Annotated in this window: 16 protein-coding genes; 1 reads left to right on the forward strand and 15 read right to left on the reverse strand. The window is 60.4% G+C overall.

Going from position 1 to position 14,455, the window contains the following annotated elements:
* Window positions 1-56: 56 nt before the first annotated feature.
* The 15 genes from hisS to trmJ form a co-directional block, all read right to left on the reverse strand.
* Window positions 57-1,319, reverse strand: coding sequence for a histidine--tRNA ligase (gene hisS, locus AU182_RS13690; RefSeq protein ID WP_066966312.1), 1,263 nt, complete (start codon window positions 1,317-1,319; stop codon window positions 57-59).
* A 59-nt stretch (window positions 1,320-1,378) separates the two neighbouring features.
* Complete coding sequence (gene ispG / locus AU182_RS13695) at window positions 1,379-2,500, reverse strand: flavodoxin-dependent (E)-4-hydroxy-3-methylbut-2-enyl-diphosphate synthase (protein WP_066968155.1); 1,122 nt, start codon at window positions 2,498-2,500, stop codon at window positions 1,379-1,381.
* 170 nt (window positions 2,501-2,670) lie between these two features.
* The gene (locus AU182_RS13700; protein WP_066966314.1) at window positions 2,671-3,702 is read right to left on the reverse strand and encodes a RodZ domain-containing protein; all 1,032 of its coding nucleotides are present in this window, start codon (window positions 3,700-3,702) and stop codon (window positions 2,671-2,673) included.
* Window positions 3,692-4,477 carry a type IV pilus biogenesis/stability protein PilW gene (pilW, locus tag AU182_RS13705; RefSeq protein WP_082859447.1) on the reverse strand — a complete coding sequence of 262 codons (786 nt, stop codon included), beginning with the start codon at window positions 4,475-4,477 and terminating at the stop codon, window positions 3,692-3,694. The genes AU182_RS13700 and pilW overlap by 11 nt, the downstream gene beginning before the upstream one ends.
* A gap of 68 nt (window positions 4,478-4,545) precedes the next feature.
* A complete protein-coding gene (gene rlmN, locus AU182_RS13710) occupies window positions 4,546-5,706 on the reverse strand; it encodes a 23S rRNA (adenine(2503)-C(2))-methyltransferase RlmN (RefSeq protein WP_066966320.1) in 1,161 nt (386 codons plus the stop codon).
* 92 nt (window positions 5,707-5,798) lie between these two features.
* Window positions 5,799-6,224: a nucleoside-diphosphate kinase gene (gene ndk, locus AU182_RS13715; protein WP_066968158.1), complete on the reverse strand. Its 426-nt coding sequence runs from the start codon at window positions 6,222-6,224 to the stop codon at window positions 5,799-5,801.
* A gap of 192 nt (window positions 6,225-6,416) precedes the next feature.
* A complete protein-coding gene (iscX, locus tag AU182_RS13720; protein WP_066966323.1) occupies window positions 6,417-6,611 on the reverse strand; it encodes a Fe-S cluster assembly protein IscX in 195 nt (64 codons plus the stop codon).
* A gap of 68 nt (window positions 6,612-6,679) precedes the next feature.
* Window positions 6,680-7,018 (reverse strand): ISC system 2Fe-2S type ferredoxin, encoded by a 339-nt coding sequence (gene fdx, locus AU182_RS13725; RefSeq protein WP_066966327.1) that lies wholly within the window; start codon window positions 7,016-7,018, stop codon window positions 6,680-6,682.
* A 72-nt stretch (window positions 7,019-7,090) separates the two neighbouring features.
* A complete protein-coding gene (gene hscA / locus AU182_RS13730) occupies window positions 7,091-8,971 on the reverse strand; it encodes a Fe-S protein assembly chaperone HscA (protein WP_066966330.1) in 1,881 nt (626 codons plus the stop codon).
* Between the two features lie 39 nt (window positions 8,972-9,010).
* Window positions 9,011-9,535, reverse strand: a complete 525-nt coding sequence (gene hscB, locus AU182_RS13735) for a co-chaperone HscB (protein ID WP_066966333.1) — start codon at window positions 9,533-9,535, stop codon at window positions 9,011-9,013.
* 155 nt (window positions 9,536-9,690) lie between these two features.
* Window positions 9,691-10,014 (reverse strand): iron-sulfur cluster assembly protein IscA, encoded by a 324-nt coding sequence (iscA, locus tag AU182_RS13740; protein ID WP_066966336.1) that lies wholly within the window; start codon window positions 10,012-10,014, stop codon window positions 9,691-9,693.
* 47 nt (window positions 10,015-10,061) lie between these two features.
* On the reverse strand, window positions 10,062-10,466 hold the full coding sequence (gene iscU, locus AU182_RS13745; RefSeq protein ID WP_066966339.1) for a Fe-S cluster assembly scaffold IscU: 405 nt from the start codon (window positions 10,464-10,466) through the stop codon (window positions 10,062-10,064).
* Window positions 10,467-10,566: 100 nt separating this feature from the next.
* Window positions 10,567-11,781 (reverse strand): IscS subfamily cysteine desulfurase, encoded by a 1,215-nt coding sequence (locus AU182_RS13750; RefSeq protein WP_066966341.1) that lies wholly within the window; start codon window positions 11,779-11,781, stop codon window positions 10,567-10,569.
* Window positions 11,782-11,892: 111 nt separating this feature from the next.
* Window positions 11,893-12,393 carry a Fe-S cluster assembly transcriptional regulator IscR gene (gene iscR, locus AU182_RS13755; protein ID WP_066966344.1) on the reverse strand — a complete coding sequence of 167 codons (501 nt, stop codon included), beginning with the start codon at window positions 12,391-12,393 and terminating at the stop codon, window positions 11,893-11,895.
* A 267-nt stretch (window positions 12,394-12,660) separates the two neighbouring features.
* Window positions 12,661-13,473: a tRNA (cytosine(32)/uridine(32)-2'-O)-methyltransferase TrmJ gene (trmJ, locus tag AU182_RS13760; protein WP_227718273.1), complete on the reverse strand. Its 813-nt coding sequence runs from the start codon at window positions 13,471-13,473 to the stop codon at window positions 12,661-12,663.
* 165 nt (window positions 13,474-13,638) lie between these two features.
* Here trmJ and AU182_RS13765 point away from each other — a divergent pair, with 165 nt between their 5' ends.
* Entirely contained in the window at window positions 13,639-14,445 is an 807-nt protein-coding gene (locus AU182_RS13765; RefSeq protein ID WP_066966347.1) for an inositol monophosphatase family protein, read from the forward strand.
* Window positions 14,446-14,455: the final 10 nt, after the last annotated feature.

Raw genomic sequence — 14,455 nt, forward strand, 5'->3', positions numbered from 1 at the left:
TCCAATTCGTAGTTCGGTCTTGAAGCGCCTGCGTACGAGCGCAGGCGGCCGGCGTTTCACGCCTGTAAAATTTTCGCCAATTCGGCCACGGCCACGGTTTGCTGCTCCGTGTCGGCGCGCAGGGATTTCACAGTCACCTGCCCCGCTGCGGCTTCGTCTTCGCCGATGATCAGGGCGTAGTCCGCATTGCTCTTGTCGGCCTTCTTCATCTGGCTCTTGAAGCTGCCACCACCACAGTGGGTTTGCAACCGCAGCCAAGGCAATTCGGTGCGCAGTTGTTCCGCCGCCGCCAGGGCAGCGGATTGTACATCACCCACGGCCACCAGATATGCATCGACCTGCTGATCCAGGGCGTCGGGCAGAACTTCCAGGGTTTCCAGCAACAGCACCAGGCGCTCAACGCCAAGGCCAAAGCCCACGGCTGGGGTCGGCTTGCCACCCATCTGCTCCACCAGGCCGTCGTAGCGGCCACCGGCACACACGGTACCCTGGGCGCCGAGGCTGTCGGTTACCCACTCGAAAACCGTCTTGCCATAGTAGTCGAGGCCACGCACCAGGCGCGGATTTACCTCGTAGGCTACGCCGGCGGCATCCAGGAAGGCCCGCAGCTGGTCAAAGTGTGCACGGGATTCCTCGTCGAGGAAGTCCAGTAGACAAGGCGCGTCCGCCAGCAGTTCCTGAGTCTGGGCATTTTTACTGTCGAGAATACGCAGCGGGTTGCGCTCCAGGCGGCGCTGGCTGTCTTCGTCGAGCTGGTCCTTGCGTGCAGACAGGTATTCCACCAGCGCTTCGCGGAACGCGGCGCGGCTATCGCTGTTGCCCAGGGAGTTCAACTGCAGGGAAACATGCTCGGATACCCCCAGCTGCTTCCACAGGCGCGCGGTCATCATCAGGATTTCGGCGTCGATATCCGGCCCTTCAATGCCGAACACCTCGACACCAAACTGGTGGAACTGGCGCAGACGCCCCTTCTGTGGGCGCTCGTAGCGGAACATGGGGCCGAAATACCACAGGCGCTGGGGCTGGATCAGCAGGTTGTTCTGAACCGCTGCGCGCACCGTGCCGGCGGTGCCTTCCGGACGCAGGGTGACGCTGTCACCGCTCTTATCGTCGAAGGTGTACATTTCCTTTTCGACGATATCCGTTGCCTCGCCTACGGCGCGGGCAAACAGCTGTGTGGCCTCCAGCAGTGGCGTGCGGATTTCACTGTACCCGTAACGGGCGAAGAGTTCGCTGAGGGTGCTTTCCACGTATTGCCACACCGGGGACTGGGTGGGCAGCAGGTCGTTCATGCCGCGGATGGCGCGAAGTTGTTTCAACGGAAGTCCTTAACGTCTGATTATTGGTGAATGGGCTTTGTCCACCCACCGGGGTCGACTCAATCGATGGTTTCTTTGGCGATGATGCTGGCTTCCTGCGCCGCCTTGGCCGCGGCCTTTTCGCGAATCAGTTTTTCCAGGTCATCCACCAGGTGGTCATTGGTGAACTTGCGGTCTGGCTTGCCATCCACATAAATGGCGTGGCTCGGGGTGCCGCCGGCGAGACCGATATCCGCCTCTTTCGCCTCACCCGGGCCGTTGACGATACAACCGATCACCGCCACATCCAGCGGCGTGGTGATGTCTTCCAAGCGGGTTTCCAGTTCGTTCATGGTTTTCACCACGTCGAAGTTCTGGCGAGAGCAGCTGGGACAGGCAATAAAGTTGATGCCCTTGGTACGCAGGCGCAGGCTCTTCAGCAGGTCCCAGCCGACTTTTACTTCTTCCACCGGGTCGGCGGCGAGGGATACCCGCAGGGTGTCACCGATGCCGTCCAGCAGCAGCGCACCGAGACCAATCGCCGATTTCACGGTACCGGCGCGCAGGCCGCCCGCCTCGGTAATCCCTAGGTGCAGCGGCTGCTCAATCTGGCTGGCCAGCTTGCGGTAGGCGGCGGTGGCCATAAAGATGTCCGAGGCCTTTACGCTCACCTTGAAGTCCTGAAAGTTCAGGCTGTCGAGAATATCCACATGGCGCAGAGCGGACTCCACCAGCGCATCCGGGGTGGGCTCACCGTATTTTTTCTGCAGGTCTTTTTCCAGGGAGCCGGCGTTGACCCCAATGCGGATCGGGATATTCAGGTCCCGCGCCTTGTCGACCACCGCGCGAATGCGCTTCTCACGGCCAATATTGCCCGGGTTGATGCGCAGGCAATCGACACCCAGGTCGGCCACACGCAGGGCGATGCGGTAGTCAAAGTGGATGTCCGCCACCAACGGTACGTTCACCTGCTTCTTGATCTCACCGAAGGCCTCGGCCGCCTCCATCGAGGGGACCGATACGCGCACGATGTCCGCACCGGCGCTTTCCAGCCGCTGGATCTGCCCCACGGTGGCGGCCACATCGCAGGTCTCGGTATTGGTCATGCTCTGCACCGAAATCGGTGCGCCGCCACCCACTGGCACATTGCCCACCATGATCTGGCGCGATACGCGGCGAACTATGGGTGACTCGAATTGCATAAACAGCACCTGCATTGGCTTTTGAGCAAGAAAGACGATGACCAAAAATTGGGGGGGATTATAGATAGATTGGGCGCAAAGCTACAGGGCACCGCCGAAATCTCGTGCGCGTGCGGCAGGCGCACATGCACGGGGATTCAGCAGTACCCGACCCAAGGCATGGTGCCTGGTTAGCCGCCCACGGTCAGCTTGCGGGTGCGACGGTTACCGAGGGGCGCGCTATCCACTACCTCGCCCGCATAGCGGACGGTGGTGGCCGCAGCGTTGCCCAGCATCAGGCTGAACGGCGCCTCACCCTTGAGCTCCACCTCGGAGCCCGCCGGCTGCAGGGTGGCCAGCAGCTTGTTGCCTGCCGCATCGGTCACTTCTATCCAGGATTCCTCGCTGAACGACAGCGCGATTGCCGAGGTTTGTGCGGGGATTGCAGCCGGCACTTCCTGAACCAGCTGTGCGTCTTGGGAAACCTGTACTTCCTCGGGTGCCGGTACTGGCTCCACCGCCGCTGGCTGCGGCACAGCATCCTCAACGGACTGGGGTGCTTGCACCAGCTGCGCCTGCTCTGCTGGCTCGGGCTCCCGGCCTGCAGACTCTGCGTCATCACCGAGGGAGTCGGCCAGCTGGGCGTCGGTTTCCGGCGCAAAGTCCTCGGCCATTTCTACGTCGGGACTCGGCGCGGCGGCAACCGCGAAATCCTGGCCCGCAGGCGTCGTATCGGATGGCGCGGCGGCCGCGAGATCGGCCTCCGCTGGCACTGCTGATGTGCCCTGCTGCCCCATCCACCAGTAACCACCGGCCGCGGCCATCGCGACCACCAGCAGCAAGGGACCGAAACCGGAACCACCGCCGGCCACCGCGTCGCCACCCATCACCGGACCCTTGGGGACCACGGCCGCACGTGGCGCTTCCGCCGGTGCCTGTCTGGCGAAGGCCGCCAGCACCGGCGTCTCGTCTGCGCCCAGCTCTTTGCAAATATTACGGATATAACCGCGCACGTAGGTGCTGCCCGGGAAGCGCTCCAGCGCATCCTGTTCCAGTGCCTCAAGTTTGTCTGCGGTCATACACAGGCGGCGCGCCAGCTCGTCTGCGGTCAGGCCGGCCTGCTCGCGGGCAGCGCGCAGCTGCTCGCCGAGGGTCGCGGCCTGCGCCTCTACCTCTGCCTCTGGGGTTTGCGCCTGTTCGGGGGTCGAAGTATTACTGCTCATTTTCGGCCATCGTCTGCTGGTACTTCAGCGTTTCCGCTGAATAGGGAAAGAGGTTTTTCAGTGCCAGGGCGTAACTTCTTTCCTTGTCCCGATTCCCGAAGATTTTTTCAATGCGAATCCCCAGCCACAGGGATTGCGGGACCTGGCGATTTTTCTCGCTGTAGCGATCCAGATACTGCTTCGCCTGCGCGTAATCCTGCTGCTCAAACTTCAGCTCAGCCAGCTCCAACAGTGCTACCGGCAGGTCTCTGCTCAGCGCCAGGGATTTCTTGAATGCGCGCTCGGCGCCTTCCAGTTCGTGCAAGCGCAACTCCGCGCGGCCGAGGTTGGCCAGGGCGTAGGAACGGCGGTTGTAGGTCAGGTCTTCCGAGGCAATCAGGAACTGCTCTTTCGCGTCTTCGTAGCGCTCTTGCTGGTACAGGAACACGCCGTAGTTCACCCGCGCCATGGAGAAATTGCGGTCGTAGCGCAGCGCCTTTTTAAAGTGCGACTCCGCCACCGGCAGCTCGCCATCGGCCTGATACAGGAGCGCGAGGCCGTGGTGCGCGCGCGGGTCCTTCTTGCCAAGTTCGAGGGCTTGCTGGAAATGGTGACGGGCCATCTCGCGGTTGTCGCCACCGCTCTGCAGATAGCGCAAACCAAGCTGAATATGGGTTTCGCGGGCCTTGTCGAGATCGACCTGCTTGCCACCGGGGCCAGTGGTCACACAGCCAGCAAGCAGCAGGGATACGAGTAACCCGGCAATGGCTACCGGATTGGAAATTTTTGCTAACACGAGCCTCACCTTGTAGTTATCGGGTGCGTACTACCAGCGCACGCCGGATCCCTTCGGCGGTGCAAGAGTTAAGCCTGGGGGCTGACGATCCTCACCGGGCGCTCGGCGTTGCGATAGCGCTCGGAGCGGCGTGTGCGGTCATTCACCTGGCCGGCCAGCTGGCCACAGGCCGCGGCGATATCATCCCCACGGGTGGTACGCACGGTTACGGTATAGCCTTTGTCCAACAAAATCTGTTGAAAACGTCGCAAAGCGTTATTGCTGACCCGCTGATAGTCGGACAGGTCAAACGGATTGAAGGGTATCAGATTTATCTTCACCGGCACATCGCGCAGCAGCTCGGCCAGCTGTTCTGCGTGTTCCGGGCGGTCGTTCACTTCCCGGATCATGGTGTACTCGATGGTCATCTTGCGATGATTATCCGGCATGTTCTCGATATAGCGCTTGGCACTGTCGAGCAGCATGGCGATGGGGTACTTCTTGTTAATCGGCACCAGCTCGTTGCGCAGCGCGTCGTTGGGCGCGTGCAGGGAGATGGCCAGGCTCACATCGGTCACCTCAGCCAGGCGATCCAGTGCCGGCACCACACCGGAAGTACTCAGGGTTACCCGACGCTTGGAGATACCGTAGGCATTGTCTTCCATCATCAGGTTCATGGCATCGACCACGTTGTCGAAATTGAGCAGGGGCTCGCCCATGCCCATCATCACCACGTTGGTCACCTTGCGCGGCCCGTTGGGCTGTAACTGCCCGAACGACTTACACGCAATCCACACCTGGCCGATGATCTCGGCGGCGGTCAGGTCGCGGTTAAAGCCCTGCTTGCCGGTGGCGCAGAAGCTGCAATCCAGCGAGCAGCCCACCTGGGAGGACACACACAGGGTGCCGCGGTCACCATCGGGGATATACACGGTCTCGATCACATTGCCGCCGGCGACTTCGATCAGCCACTTGCGGGTGCCATCGGCAGAGTCCATCTGCTCGAGGACCTTGGGGGCGCGCACTTCGGCAATTTCCGCCAGCTTGGCACGCATGGCCTTGCTGACATTGGTCATTTGCTCGAAATCGTCCACGCCGTTCTGGTGAATCCACTTCAGTACCTGCACCGCACGGAAGCGCTTTTCGCCCAAACCAGCAAAAAAGTCCGCGAGCTTGTCCACAGACAGGCCCAGCAGGTTCACTTTTTCCGCTTGATGGGTTTCGGCCTGTACGGTTTGTACGTCGGTCATAGGTTCACCTTGCACCGGGGGTGCGAATAGGGGTTACGCTGCAGGAGCCCGCCGGGCGGACTCCCACGTCGTCTATTGCGAGACAGCAGCAATTAACGTGCGCAGATTTCTTCGTCAGAGAAGAAATAGCTCACTTCGCGCTCGGCGGAAGCGGCAGAGTCAGAGCCGTGTACCGCGTTGGCGTCGATGCTGTCGGCAAAGTCAGCGCGGATGGTGCCGGCGTCGGCTTCTTTCGGGTTGGTAGCGCCCATCAGGTCGCGGTTGGCCAGGATGGCGTTTTCGCCTTCCAGAACCTGTACAACAACCGGGCCGGAAGTCATGAATTCAACCAGATCCTTGAAGAAAGGACGCTCTTTGTGCTCGGCGTAGAAGCCTTCAGCCTTTTCCTGAGACAGCTGAACCATTTTCATGGCAACGATGCGCAGACCGGCTTTCTCGAAGCGGCTCTCGATTTCGCCGATCACATTCTTGGCTACGGCGTCCGGCTTGATGATGGACAGGGTGCGTTCCAGGGCCATGGTTTTCTCCATTGCTAACGTTTTAAAAAATTGTGTTTCTTTCAGATACGAAAAGAGCAACCGGAGTTGCTCTTCCCTGAATTCTCTCAACGGGCGAACTGATGATTAATTAACCAATGCAGGTCGCGGAGCGCGGATTATACGCATAGTCGAGTGAAGTTTGTACTAGTGAAGTTCGCACTGAGAATGCGACTATTCGTTCTCTTCGATCCAGGCCGCCTGAATGGCCTCCAGAATCTTCTCGCCGCAGCGATCCGGGTCATCGTCAAACTCCGGCAGATCCATCACCCACTGGCGCAGGTCGACGAAATTGACCTGCAGCGGGTCCACGTCCGGATGGCGATCGCAGAGCTCAATGGCAATATCGTGAATGTCCGTCCACTTCATGTTGTTGCCCTCACTGGGTGCTGATTAGGTGGCGCTGAATAGGTGTTGTACCGAAAAACCGGGGCCGCTCAGTGGCGCTCGGAAACCTGGTTGATGGTGTACTTGGGAATCTCGACCACTAGGTCTTCCTTGTCTACCACCGCCTGGCACGACAGGCGCGATTCGGGCTCCAGGCCCCAGGCCTTGTCCAGCAGGTCTTCTTCCAGCTCGTCCGGTTCCCCGAGGGAATCGAACCCCTCGCGCACAATCACATGGCAGGTGGTACAGGCGCAGGACTTCTCACAGGCGTGCTCGATCTCTACGCCATGCTGCAGTGCCGCATCGCACACGGTGACACCCGGCTCCACTTCGATCACTTTGCCTTCCGGACACAATTCTTCGTGGGGCAGGAAAACTATCTTAGGCATCTTCTCAACTCTCGGTCTTAAGCGCCCCGCAGGGCTTGTCGCATTGCCCCGCGGGGCTTGTCGAATGGCCCCTCAGGGCTTGTCGAATTCATCCAGGCTGTGGCCTTGCATGGCGCGTTTGATGGACTTGTCCATGCGGCGCGCGGCGTAAGGCTCAGACAGCGTGTTCAGCTCGTCAATACGGCTGCGAATTTCTTCCGGGGTGCCGCCATTGTGGGCCAGGCGCAGTGCCTGCATTGCACGCTCCAGCGCACCCAGCTCGCCCTCCGTCAGCAGCTCGGCGCCGTCTTCGTTCAGCGCCACCAGCATGGCCTCCAGGGTCCGCTCCGCCTCTACCTGGGCCTCGCGCAGGGCGCGCGCGGTGATGTCCTCTTCGGCATTGGCATAGGAGTCCTGCAGCATGCGGGTGATGTCGGCATCCCCCAGTCCGTAGGACGGCTTGACGGTGATCTCTGCCTGTACACCACTGCTCTTCTCCATTGCAGTCACCGACAGCAGGCCGTCCGCATCCACCTGGAAGGTTACGCGAATATGCGCCGCGCCAGCCACCATCGGCGGAATGCCGCGCAGCTCGAAGCGCGCCAGTGAGCGGCAGTCCTGCACCAGCTCCCGCTCGCCCTGCACCACGTGAATGGCCATGGCCGTCTGGCCGTCCTTGAAGGTGGTGAACTCCTGTGCCTTGGCCACCGGAATGGTGGTATTGCGATGGATCAGTTTTTCGGTGAGGCCACCCATGGTCTCGATGCCCAGCGACAGGGGAATCACATCCAGCAGCAGCAGGTCTTCGCGGGACTTGTTACCCACCAGCACATCCGCCTGCAGGGCCGCGCCAATGGCGACCACCTGATCCGGATCGATGTCCGCATGGGGTTCACGACCAAAAAATTCCCGCACTGTTTCGCGCACGCGCAGGGTGCGCGTCGAGCCGCCTACCAGCACTACTTCGGCAATATCTTCGGCGGACAGGTCCGCATCGCGCAGGGCACGCTTGCAGGCGCGGAGGGTTTTGGCAATCAGCGGATCCAGCAGCTCGGCAAGCTTGTCGCGGCTCAGTTCCGCCGACCAGCTACCGTAATTGACCGCTACCGCTGCCTCGCTTGCCAACGCCTCTTTGGCGGCGCAGGCAATATTCAGCAACTTGCGCTGGGTAGACGCATCGTGGTCGGTACCCAGCCCCGCTTCCAGCGCGATCCACTCGGCCACGGCGCGGTCGAAATCGTCGCCACCGAGGGCACTGTCGCCGCCGGTGGAGAGCACTTCGAACACGCCCTTGGACAGGCGCAGAATGGAGATATCAAAGGTACCGCCACCGAGGTCGTAAACGGCGATGGTTTTGTCGGTCGCGTCGTTGCCCTCTTCAGGCTTGTCGAGACCGTAAGCCACCGCCGCGGCGGTGGGCTCGTTGAGTAGGCGCAACACTTTGAGGCCCGCGAGCCTTGCCGCATCTTTGGTGGCCTGACGCTGGGCCTCATCAAAATAGGCAGGCACCGTAATTACCGCACCATCCAGCGGCCCACCGAGGGACGCAGCACCGCGCTTGGCCAGTACCTTGAGAATCTCCGCGGATACCTGCACCGGGTTGACCGCGCCGGCAACGGTTTCAATTGCCGGCATGCCGCCATCGTCTTCGGCAAAGTGGTACGGCAGCTGATCTCCGAAGCTCTTGATGTCTGCCAGACCGCGCCCCATGAATCGCTTGACCGAAATCAGGGTGTTGTAGGGGTCCTCACCGGCCGCCGCACGCGCACCGTAACCCACCTCGACGCCACTTTCGGTGTAGCGCACCGCAGAGGGCAGGATTACCCGACCGTCTTCGGCGGGCAGCGATTCCGCTGTGCCACTGCGTACGGTCGCTACCAGCGAGTTGGTGGTGCCGAGGTCGATTCCCACCGCGCGCTTGCGCTGGTGGGGCTCAGGGGTTTGGCCGGGTTCGGAAATCTGCAGTAATGCCATATCGTTCTGTGAAAATGTTGGTCCAACAATAAATTCGCTTCAGTCCAGCAAATCTTCTTCGAGCTCTTCAATCTGCCGCTGCAGCTTGGCGAGAAACTGGAGTTTCAGCAACGCGCCTTTGGCGGCCTCCAGCGCACCGGCATCCAGGGCAGCGGAAAACGCAGATTCCTGTGCGGTAAACAGCTGGGACGCTTCACGCTCCAGCGACTCCAGCTCCACCTCGGGATCGGCGGCGCCACGCACGTCTTCCAGGCGTTCGCGCAACAACATCTGCTGCATCAGAAATTCGCCGTCGGCGGTGGTCTGCTCCGGGCTGATTTCAACACCGGCCAGCTGCAGCAGGTAGGCCGCACGGGCCACCGGGTCTTTCAGGGTATTGTTCGCTTCATTGATCTGCGCCGCATACTGCATAGACAGCATCTGTTCCCGTTCCGATTTTGCGGCGAAACGGTCCGGATGAAATTCCTGCTGCAGCTCGCGGTATCGCTTTGACAGCGCCTGCCGATCCACTTCATAAGCCACGGGCAAGCCGAAGATTTCAAAGTAATTCTGTTGCAGTTCCATGGTGCAGTTCCAAAAAGGTCGCGTACTACGAGAGCGCTCCGTCGCAGGAAGACATCTCAAGTGGCCGGAAACAAAGCGGCACCGATCACAAAACCGATAACAAAAAGGCCGGCATGCACCAGGCATCCGGCCTTCTGCTGCCTGATCGCTCACGTTTAAACGTGGAAGCTCTCGCCGCAGCCGCACTCATTCTTCACGTTGGGATTTTTGAAGGCAAAGCCCTCGTTCAGCCCTTCCTTCACAAAATCCAGCTCGGTGCCGTCGAGGTAGGCGAGACTCTTGGGGTCTACCACCAGCTTCACGCCATCGCCTTCAAATACAGTATCTTCTGGCGCAGCCTCGTCCACAAATTCGAGGACATAGGCCATACCTGAGCAGCCGGCGGTCTTTACGCCGACGCGAATACCGATGCCCTTCCCCCGGCTCGCCAGTTGCTTGGCGACATGGGCCTGAGCTGCTTCGGTCATGGTAATTGCCATGTCGGTTGCTACTCCTTACCGATAATCACTGGGGCCGAGCCGCGGACTCAGCCTGCCGCTTCTTCAGAGGTTTCACCGCGCTTTTCGCGGATATTCTTCACCGCGGCCTTGATCGCATCTTCCGCGAGCACGGAGCAGTGAATTTTCACCGGCGGCAATGCCAGCTCTTCGGCGATTTCGGTGTTCTTGATCTGCGCGGCCTCGTCCAGGCTCTTGCCTTTGACCCACTCGGTCAGCAGGGAGCTCGATGCAATGGCAGAGCCACAGCCGTAGGTTTTGAACTTGGCATCTTCGATGATGCCGCTTTCATTTACCTGGATCTGCAGGCGCATTACGTCGCCACAGGCCGGCGCGCCGACCATACCGGTACCCACGTTGTCCGCATTGTCGTCGAGGCGACCAACGTTGCGCGGGTGTTCATAGTGGTCAATTACTTTATCGCTATAGGCCATGACTATACCCTCTCAAATATTCTCAAATTCGCACTTCAACTTCATTAAAGCGTTGCGAGCGTGCGGCTGGTGGTGGCCGCCAGAGGCTCGCGCAGTCGCTTTAATGCGCTGCCCACTCGATGGTGCTCAGGTCTACACCATCCTTATACATATCCCAGAGCGGAGACAGTTCACGCAGTTTTTCGACCGCCTGCCTTACTTCTTTGGCCGCAGTATCCACGTCCTGTTCCGTGGTAAACCGGCCAAAACTGAATCGCAGGGAGCTGTGGGCAAGCTCGTCATTCACACCCAGGGCACGCAGCACATAGCTGGGCTCGAGGCTCGCGGAGGTACAGGCGGAACCAGAGGAAATTGCCAGGTCTTTCAGCGACATGATCAGGCTCTCGCCTTCCACGAACGCAAAGCTGACATTCAGGTTGCCGGGTACACGCTGCTCAACAGAACCGTTGATATGCACTTCTTCCATATCGGAAATCTGGCTCCAGAAGCGATCGCGCAGGGCCAGCAGGCGCTTGGCTTCTTCCGCCATTTCTTCCTTGGCGATACGGAAGGCTTCACCCATGCCCACAATCTGGTGGGTAGGCAGAGTACCGGAGCGCATGCCGCGCTCGTGACCGCCACCGTGCATCTGGGCTTCGAGGCGCACACGCGGCTTGCGGCGCACATACAGGGCGCCGATGCCTTTGGGGCCATAAATTTTGTGGGCGGAGAACGACATCAGGTCTACTTTCATTTCCGCCAGGTCGATATCGATCTTGCCGGGGCTCTGGGCGGCGTCCACGTGAAAGATGATCTTGCGCTCGCGGCACAGCTCACCGATGGCCGCGATATCGTTGATCACGCCAATCTCGTTGTTCACGTGCATCAGGCTGACCAGAATGGTGTCTTCGCGCATGGCTTCCGCCACTTGCTCCGGATAGACAATGCCGTCTTCCTTCGGGTTCAGGTAGGTCACCTCGAACCCTTCGCGCTCCAGCTGCCGGCAGGCATCGAGTACCGCTTTGTGCTCAATCTTGGAGGTAATGATGTGCTTGCCACGGCCCTGGTAAAAGTGCGCAGCACCTTTAATGGCAAGGTTGTCAGACTCGGTGGCACCGCTGGTCCAAACGATCTCGCGAGGGTCAGCGTTGATCAGCTCCGCCACGTGGCGACGGGCGTCTTCCACGGCCTCTTCCGCTTTCCAGCCATACACATGGGAGCGAGAGGCAGGGTTACCGAAGTTACCCTCCATGGTCAGCTGCTCCGCCATCTTACTGGCGACGCGCGGGTCTACCGGGCAGGTGGCCGAATAATCCAGATAAATGGGAAGCTTCATAATCTTCTTTCTCCACGCGCTGATTGCTTACCGGCGCCATACTGCTGATTGGGCACAATGTTTCAATGTTTCATTGGTCGGGCCCACCTGCCTGACCGGGCCGGCGGCACCTTACTGCAAGCCGCCAATAATCGCTACTTTCTGCTCTAACGCCTGCTCTGCGGCATCCGCCGCACCGCGCCCGTCCTGACGACGGGCCACTTCCTGCACCTCGGCGCGCGTGACCATATCGGCCAAGCTGATACCCGTGAGGAAGCCGTGAATCTGATGACTGAGGTCTGTCCACAGGTAGTGGGTAAGGCACTGCTCACCGGCGGAGCAGTCGCTGTTGCCACCGCAGCTGGTGGCGTCCACCGACTCGTTGACGGCGTCGATGATTTCAGCCACGCAAATCTCTGCGGTGGTGCGAGCCAGACGGTAACCACCACCGGGGCCGCGCACGCTGGACACCAAGCCAGACTGACGCAATCGGGAAAACAACTGCTCAAGGTACGACAGGGATATATCCTGACGCTTGGAGATGTCCGCCAGACTGATCGGTCCGCGCTCGGCGTGTAACGCTAGGTCCAGCATTGCTGTGACCGCGTACCGCCCTTTGGTTGTCAAACGCATACTTTCTCCTGGCTCTTTCCCGGCTGGTTCTTGGCTCGTTTTTGGAAAGTCCCTTACCCGTGGGCCCGATCTGCGGGCTCTGTAGCCCGATCAGCACCACTGAATCGGGGCGCGAGTATGGAATAACCAACTACTTCAGTCAAGTATATAGCCGAGTATTACACTCGGGTATTTGGCGCCCTACTCTCCAGTTCTCCAGCTCGGCTCTCCAGCTCCACTCGCCCACATGAGAACACGAGACTCGTGCATGCGCGGTGACCGTACCGATCAGTCAGGTCGCCCCTTGCCGCCGGCGCGATGGATGTGATTCTGAATAGCGGTCAGCATGCCGCGCAGGATACCCAGCTCCATATCATCCGGACGCACGCGACTGAACAGTCGACGCAAACGGGTCATGGTCTGACGGGGATTGTCCGGGTCGATAAAACCCAGCTCCCCCAGTGCCAGTTGCAGGTGCTCGTAGTAGAGTTCCATATCCCCGGCCTTGGCGGGCGGTCTATCCCAATCGGAGTAGCTCAGCGCCTCCCCTCTTTCCGCCTCCAGTGCCGCCATCCGCGCCTCGTAGACCAGCACCTGCACCGCGGTCGCGAGGTTGAGAGAGCTGTATTCCGGGTTGGCGGGAATGTGCACGTGGAAATTGCACGCCTGCAGCTCTTCATTGGTGAGGCCGCGGTCTTCACGCCCGAACACCAGCGCTACAGGATGAGACTGGGCTTCCGCCACCGCGCGCGCGCCGCACTCCCGCGGCGTCAGCAGTGGCCAGGGAATGCGGCGCTCCCGGGCGCTGGTTGCGACTACCAGTCCACAATCCGCTACGGCCTCTTCGAGGGTTTCCACAACCACCGCGCTGTCCAGCAGTTCGGCGGCTCCAGCGGCGCGCCACACCGCATTCGCGGCGGGGAATTCCCGCGGCTGCACCAGGTATAACTGGCTCAGCCCCATGTTCTTGAGGGCGCGCGCGGCGCCACCGATATTGCCCGGGTGCGCGCTATTCACCAGCACCACTCGGATATTGTCCAGAGCGGCAAGGGCGTGCGGGGATGCCGATTTGGATGCGGTTTCGGAAGGAGAAGTCGCCATATGATTTACCCGGTCGGAGTGACTACAAGGAGTGGCTACACTAGGGCCTGTTACAAAACGGGCGCGGAGTGTAGCAAAATTGCACAGAAATCCCTACAATCGCGCCGCCGGCCTGCCCGGTAACGCTTTTTACCATCGACATCCACAACTGATCGCGGAATTCCTATGGAACCCATGCTGAATATTGCCCTGCGCGCGGCGCGCAAGGCCGGTGAACTGATCGAACGCGCCTGGGAGCGCGGCGACCTGATGAAGTTTGAAGAAAAAAGTCGCAACGATTACGTGACGGAAGTGGACAAAGCCAGTGAGCAGGAGATCATCTATCACCTGCGCAAGGCGTTCCCCAAACACAGCATCCTGGCCGAAGAAAGCGGCCTGCAGGAAGGCGCTGAGCCGGAATACGAGTGGATCATCGATCCGCTGGACGGCACCACCAACTTTATCCACGGCTGCCCCCACTTCGCGATTTCCATCGCCTGCCGCTACCGCGGCCAGATTGAGCACGCCGTAGTCCTCGACCCCATCAAGCGCGAAGAATTTACCGCCAGCCGTGGCCGCGGTGCAGCCCTGAACGGGCGCCGCATTCGCGTATCCAGCCGTCAGGGACTGAAAGGTGCTCTGATCGGCACCGGCATCCCCTTCAACGGCGAGCCCCTCGAGAATATCGATGCCTACCTGGCGGTGATGAAGGAAGTGGCCGGCCAGACCGCGGGCATCCGTCGCCCCGGCGCCGCCGCACTGGATCTGGCGTATGTGGCCGCGGGCCGCTTCGACGGTTTCTGGGAAATGTATTTGAACAGCTGGGACATTGCCGCAGGATCCCTGCTGGTAAAAGAGGCCGGCGGACTAATCAGCGACTTCCGCGGTGGCAATGGCTACCTGGAATCCGGCAACCTGGTCTGTGCCACGCCGAAAACCTTCAAGCCCCTGCTGCAGGTTGTGGGTAAGCATCTCGGGAAAATCCCGCAGTAAGCCCCTACCA

Origin of the sequence: Microbulbifer sp. Q7 (assembly GCF_001639145.1) — a bacterium.
Lineage (GTDB): Bacteria > Pseudomonadota > Gammaproteobacteria > Pseudomonadales > Cellvibrionaceae > Microbulbifer.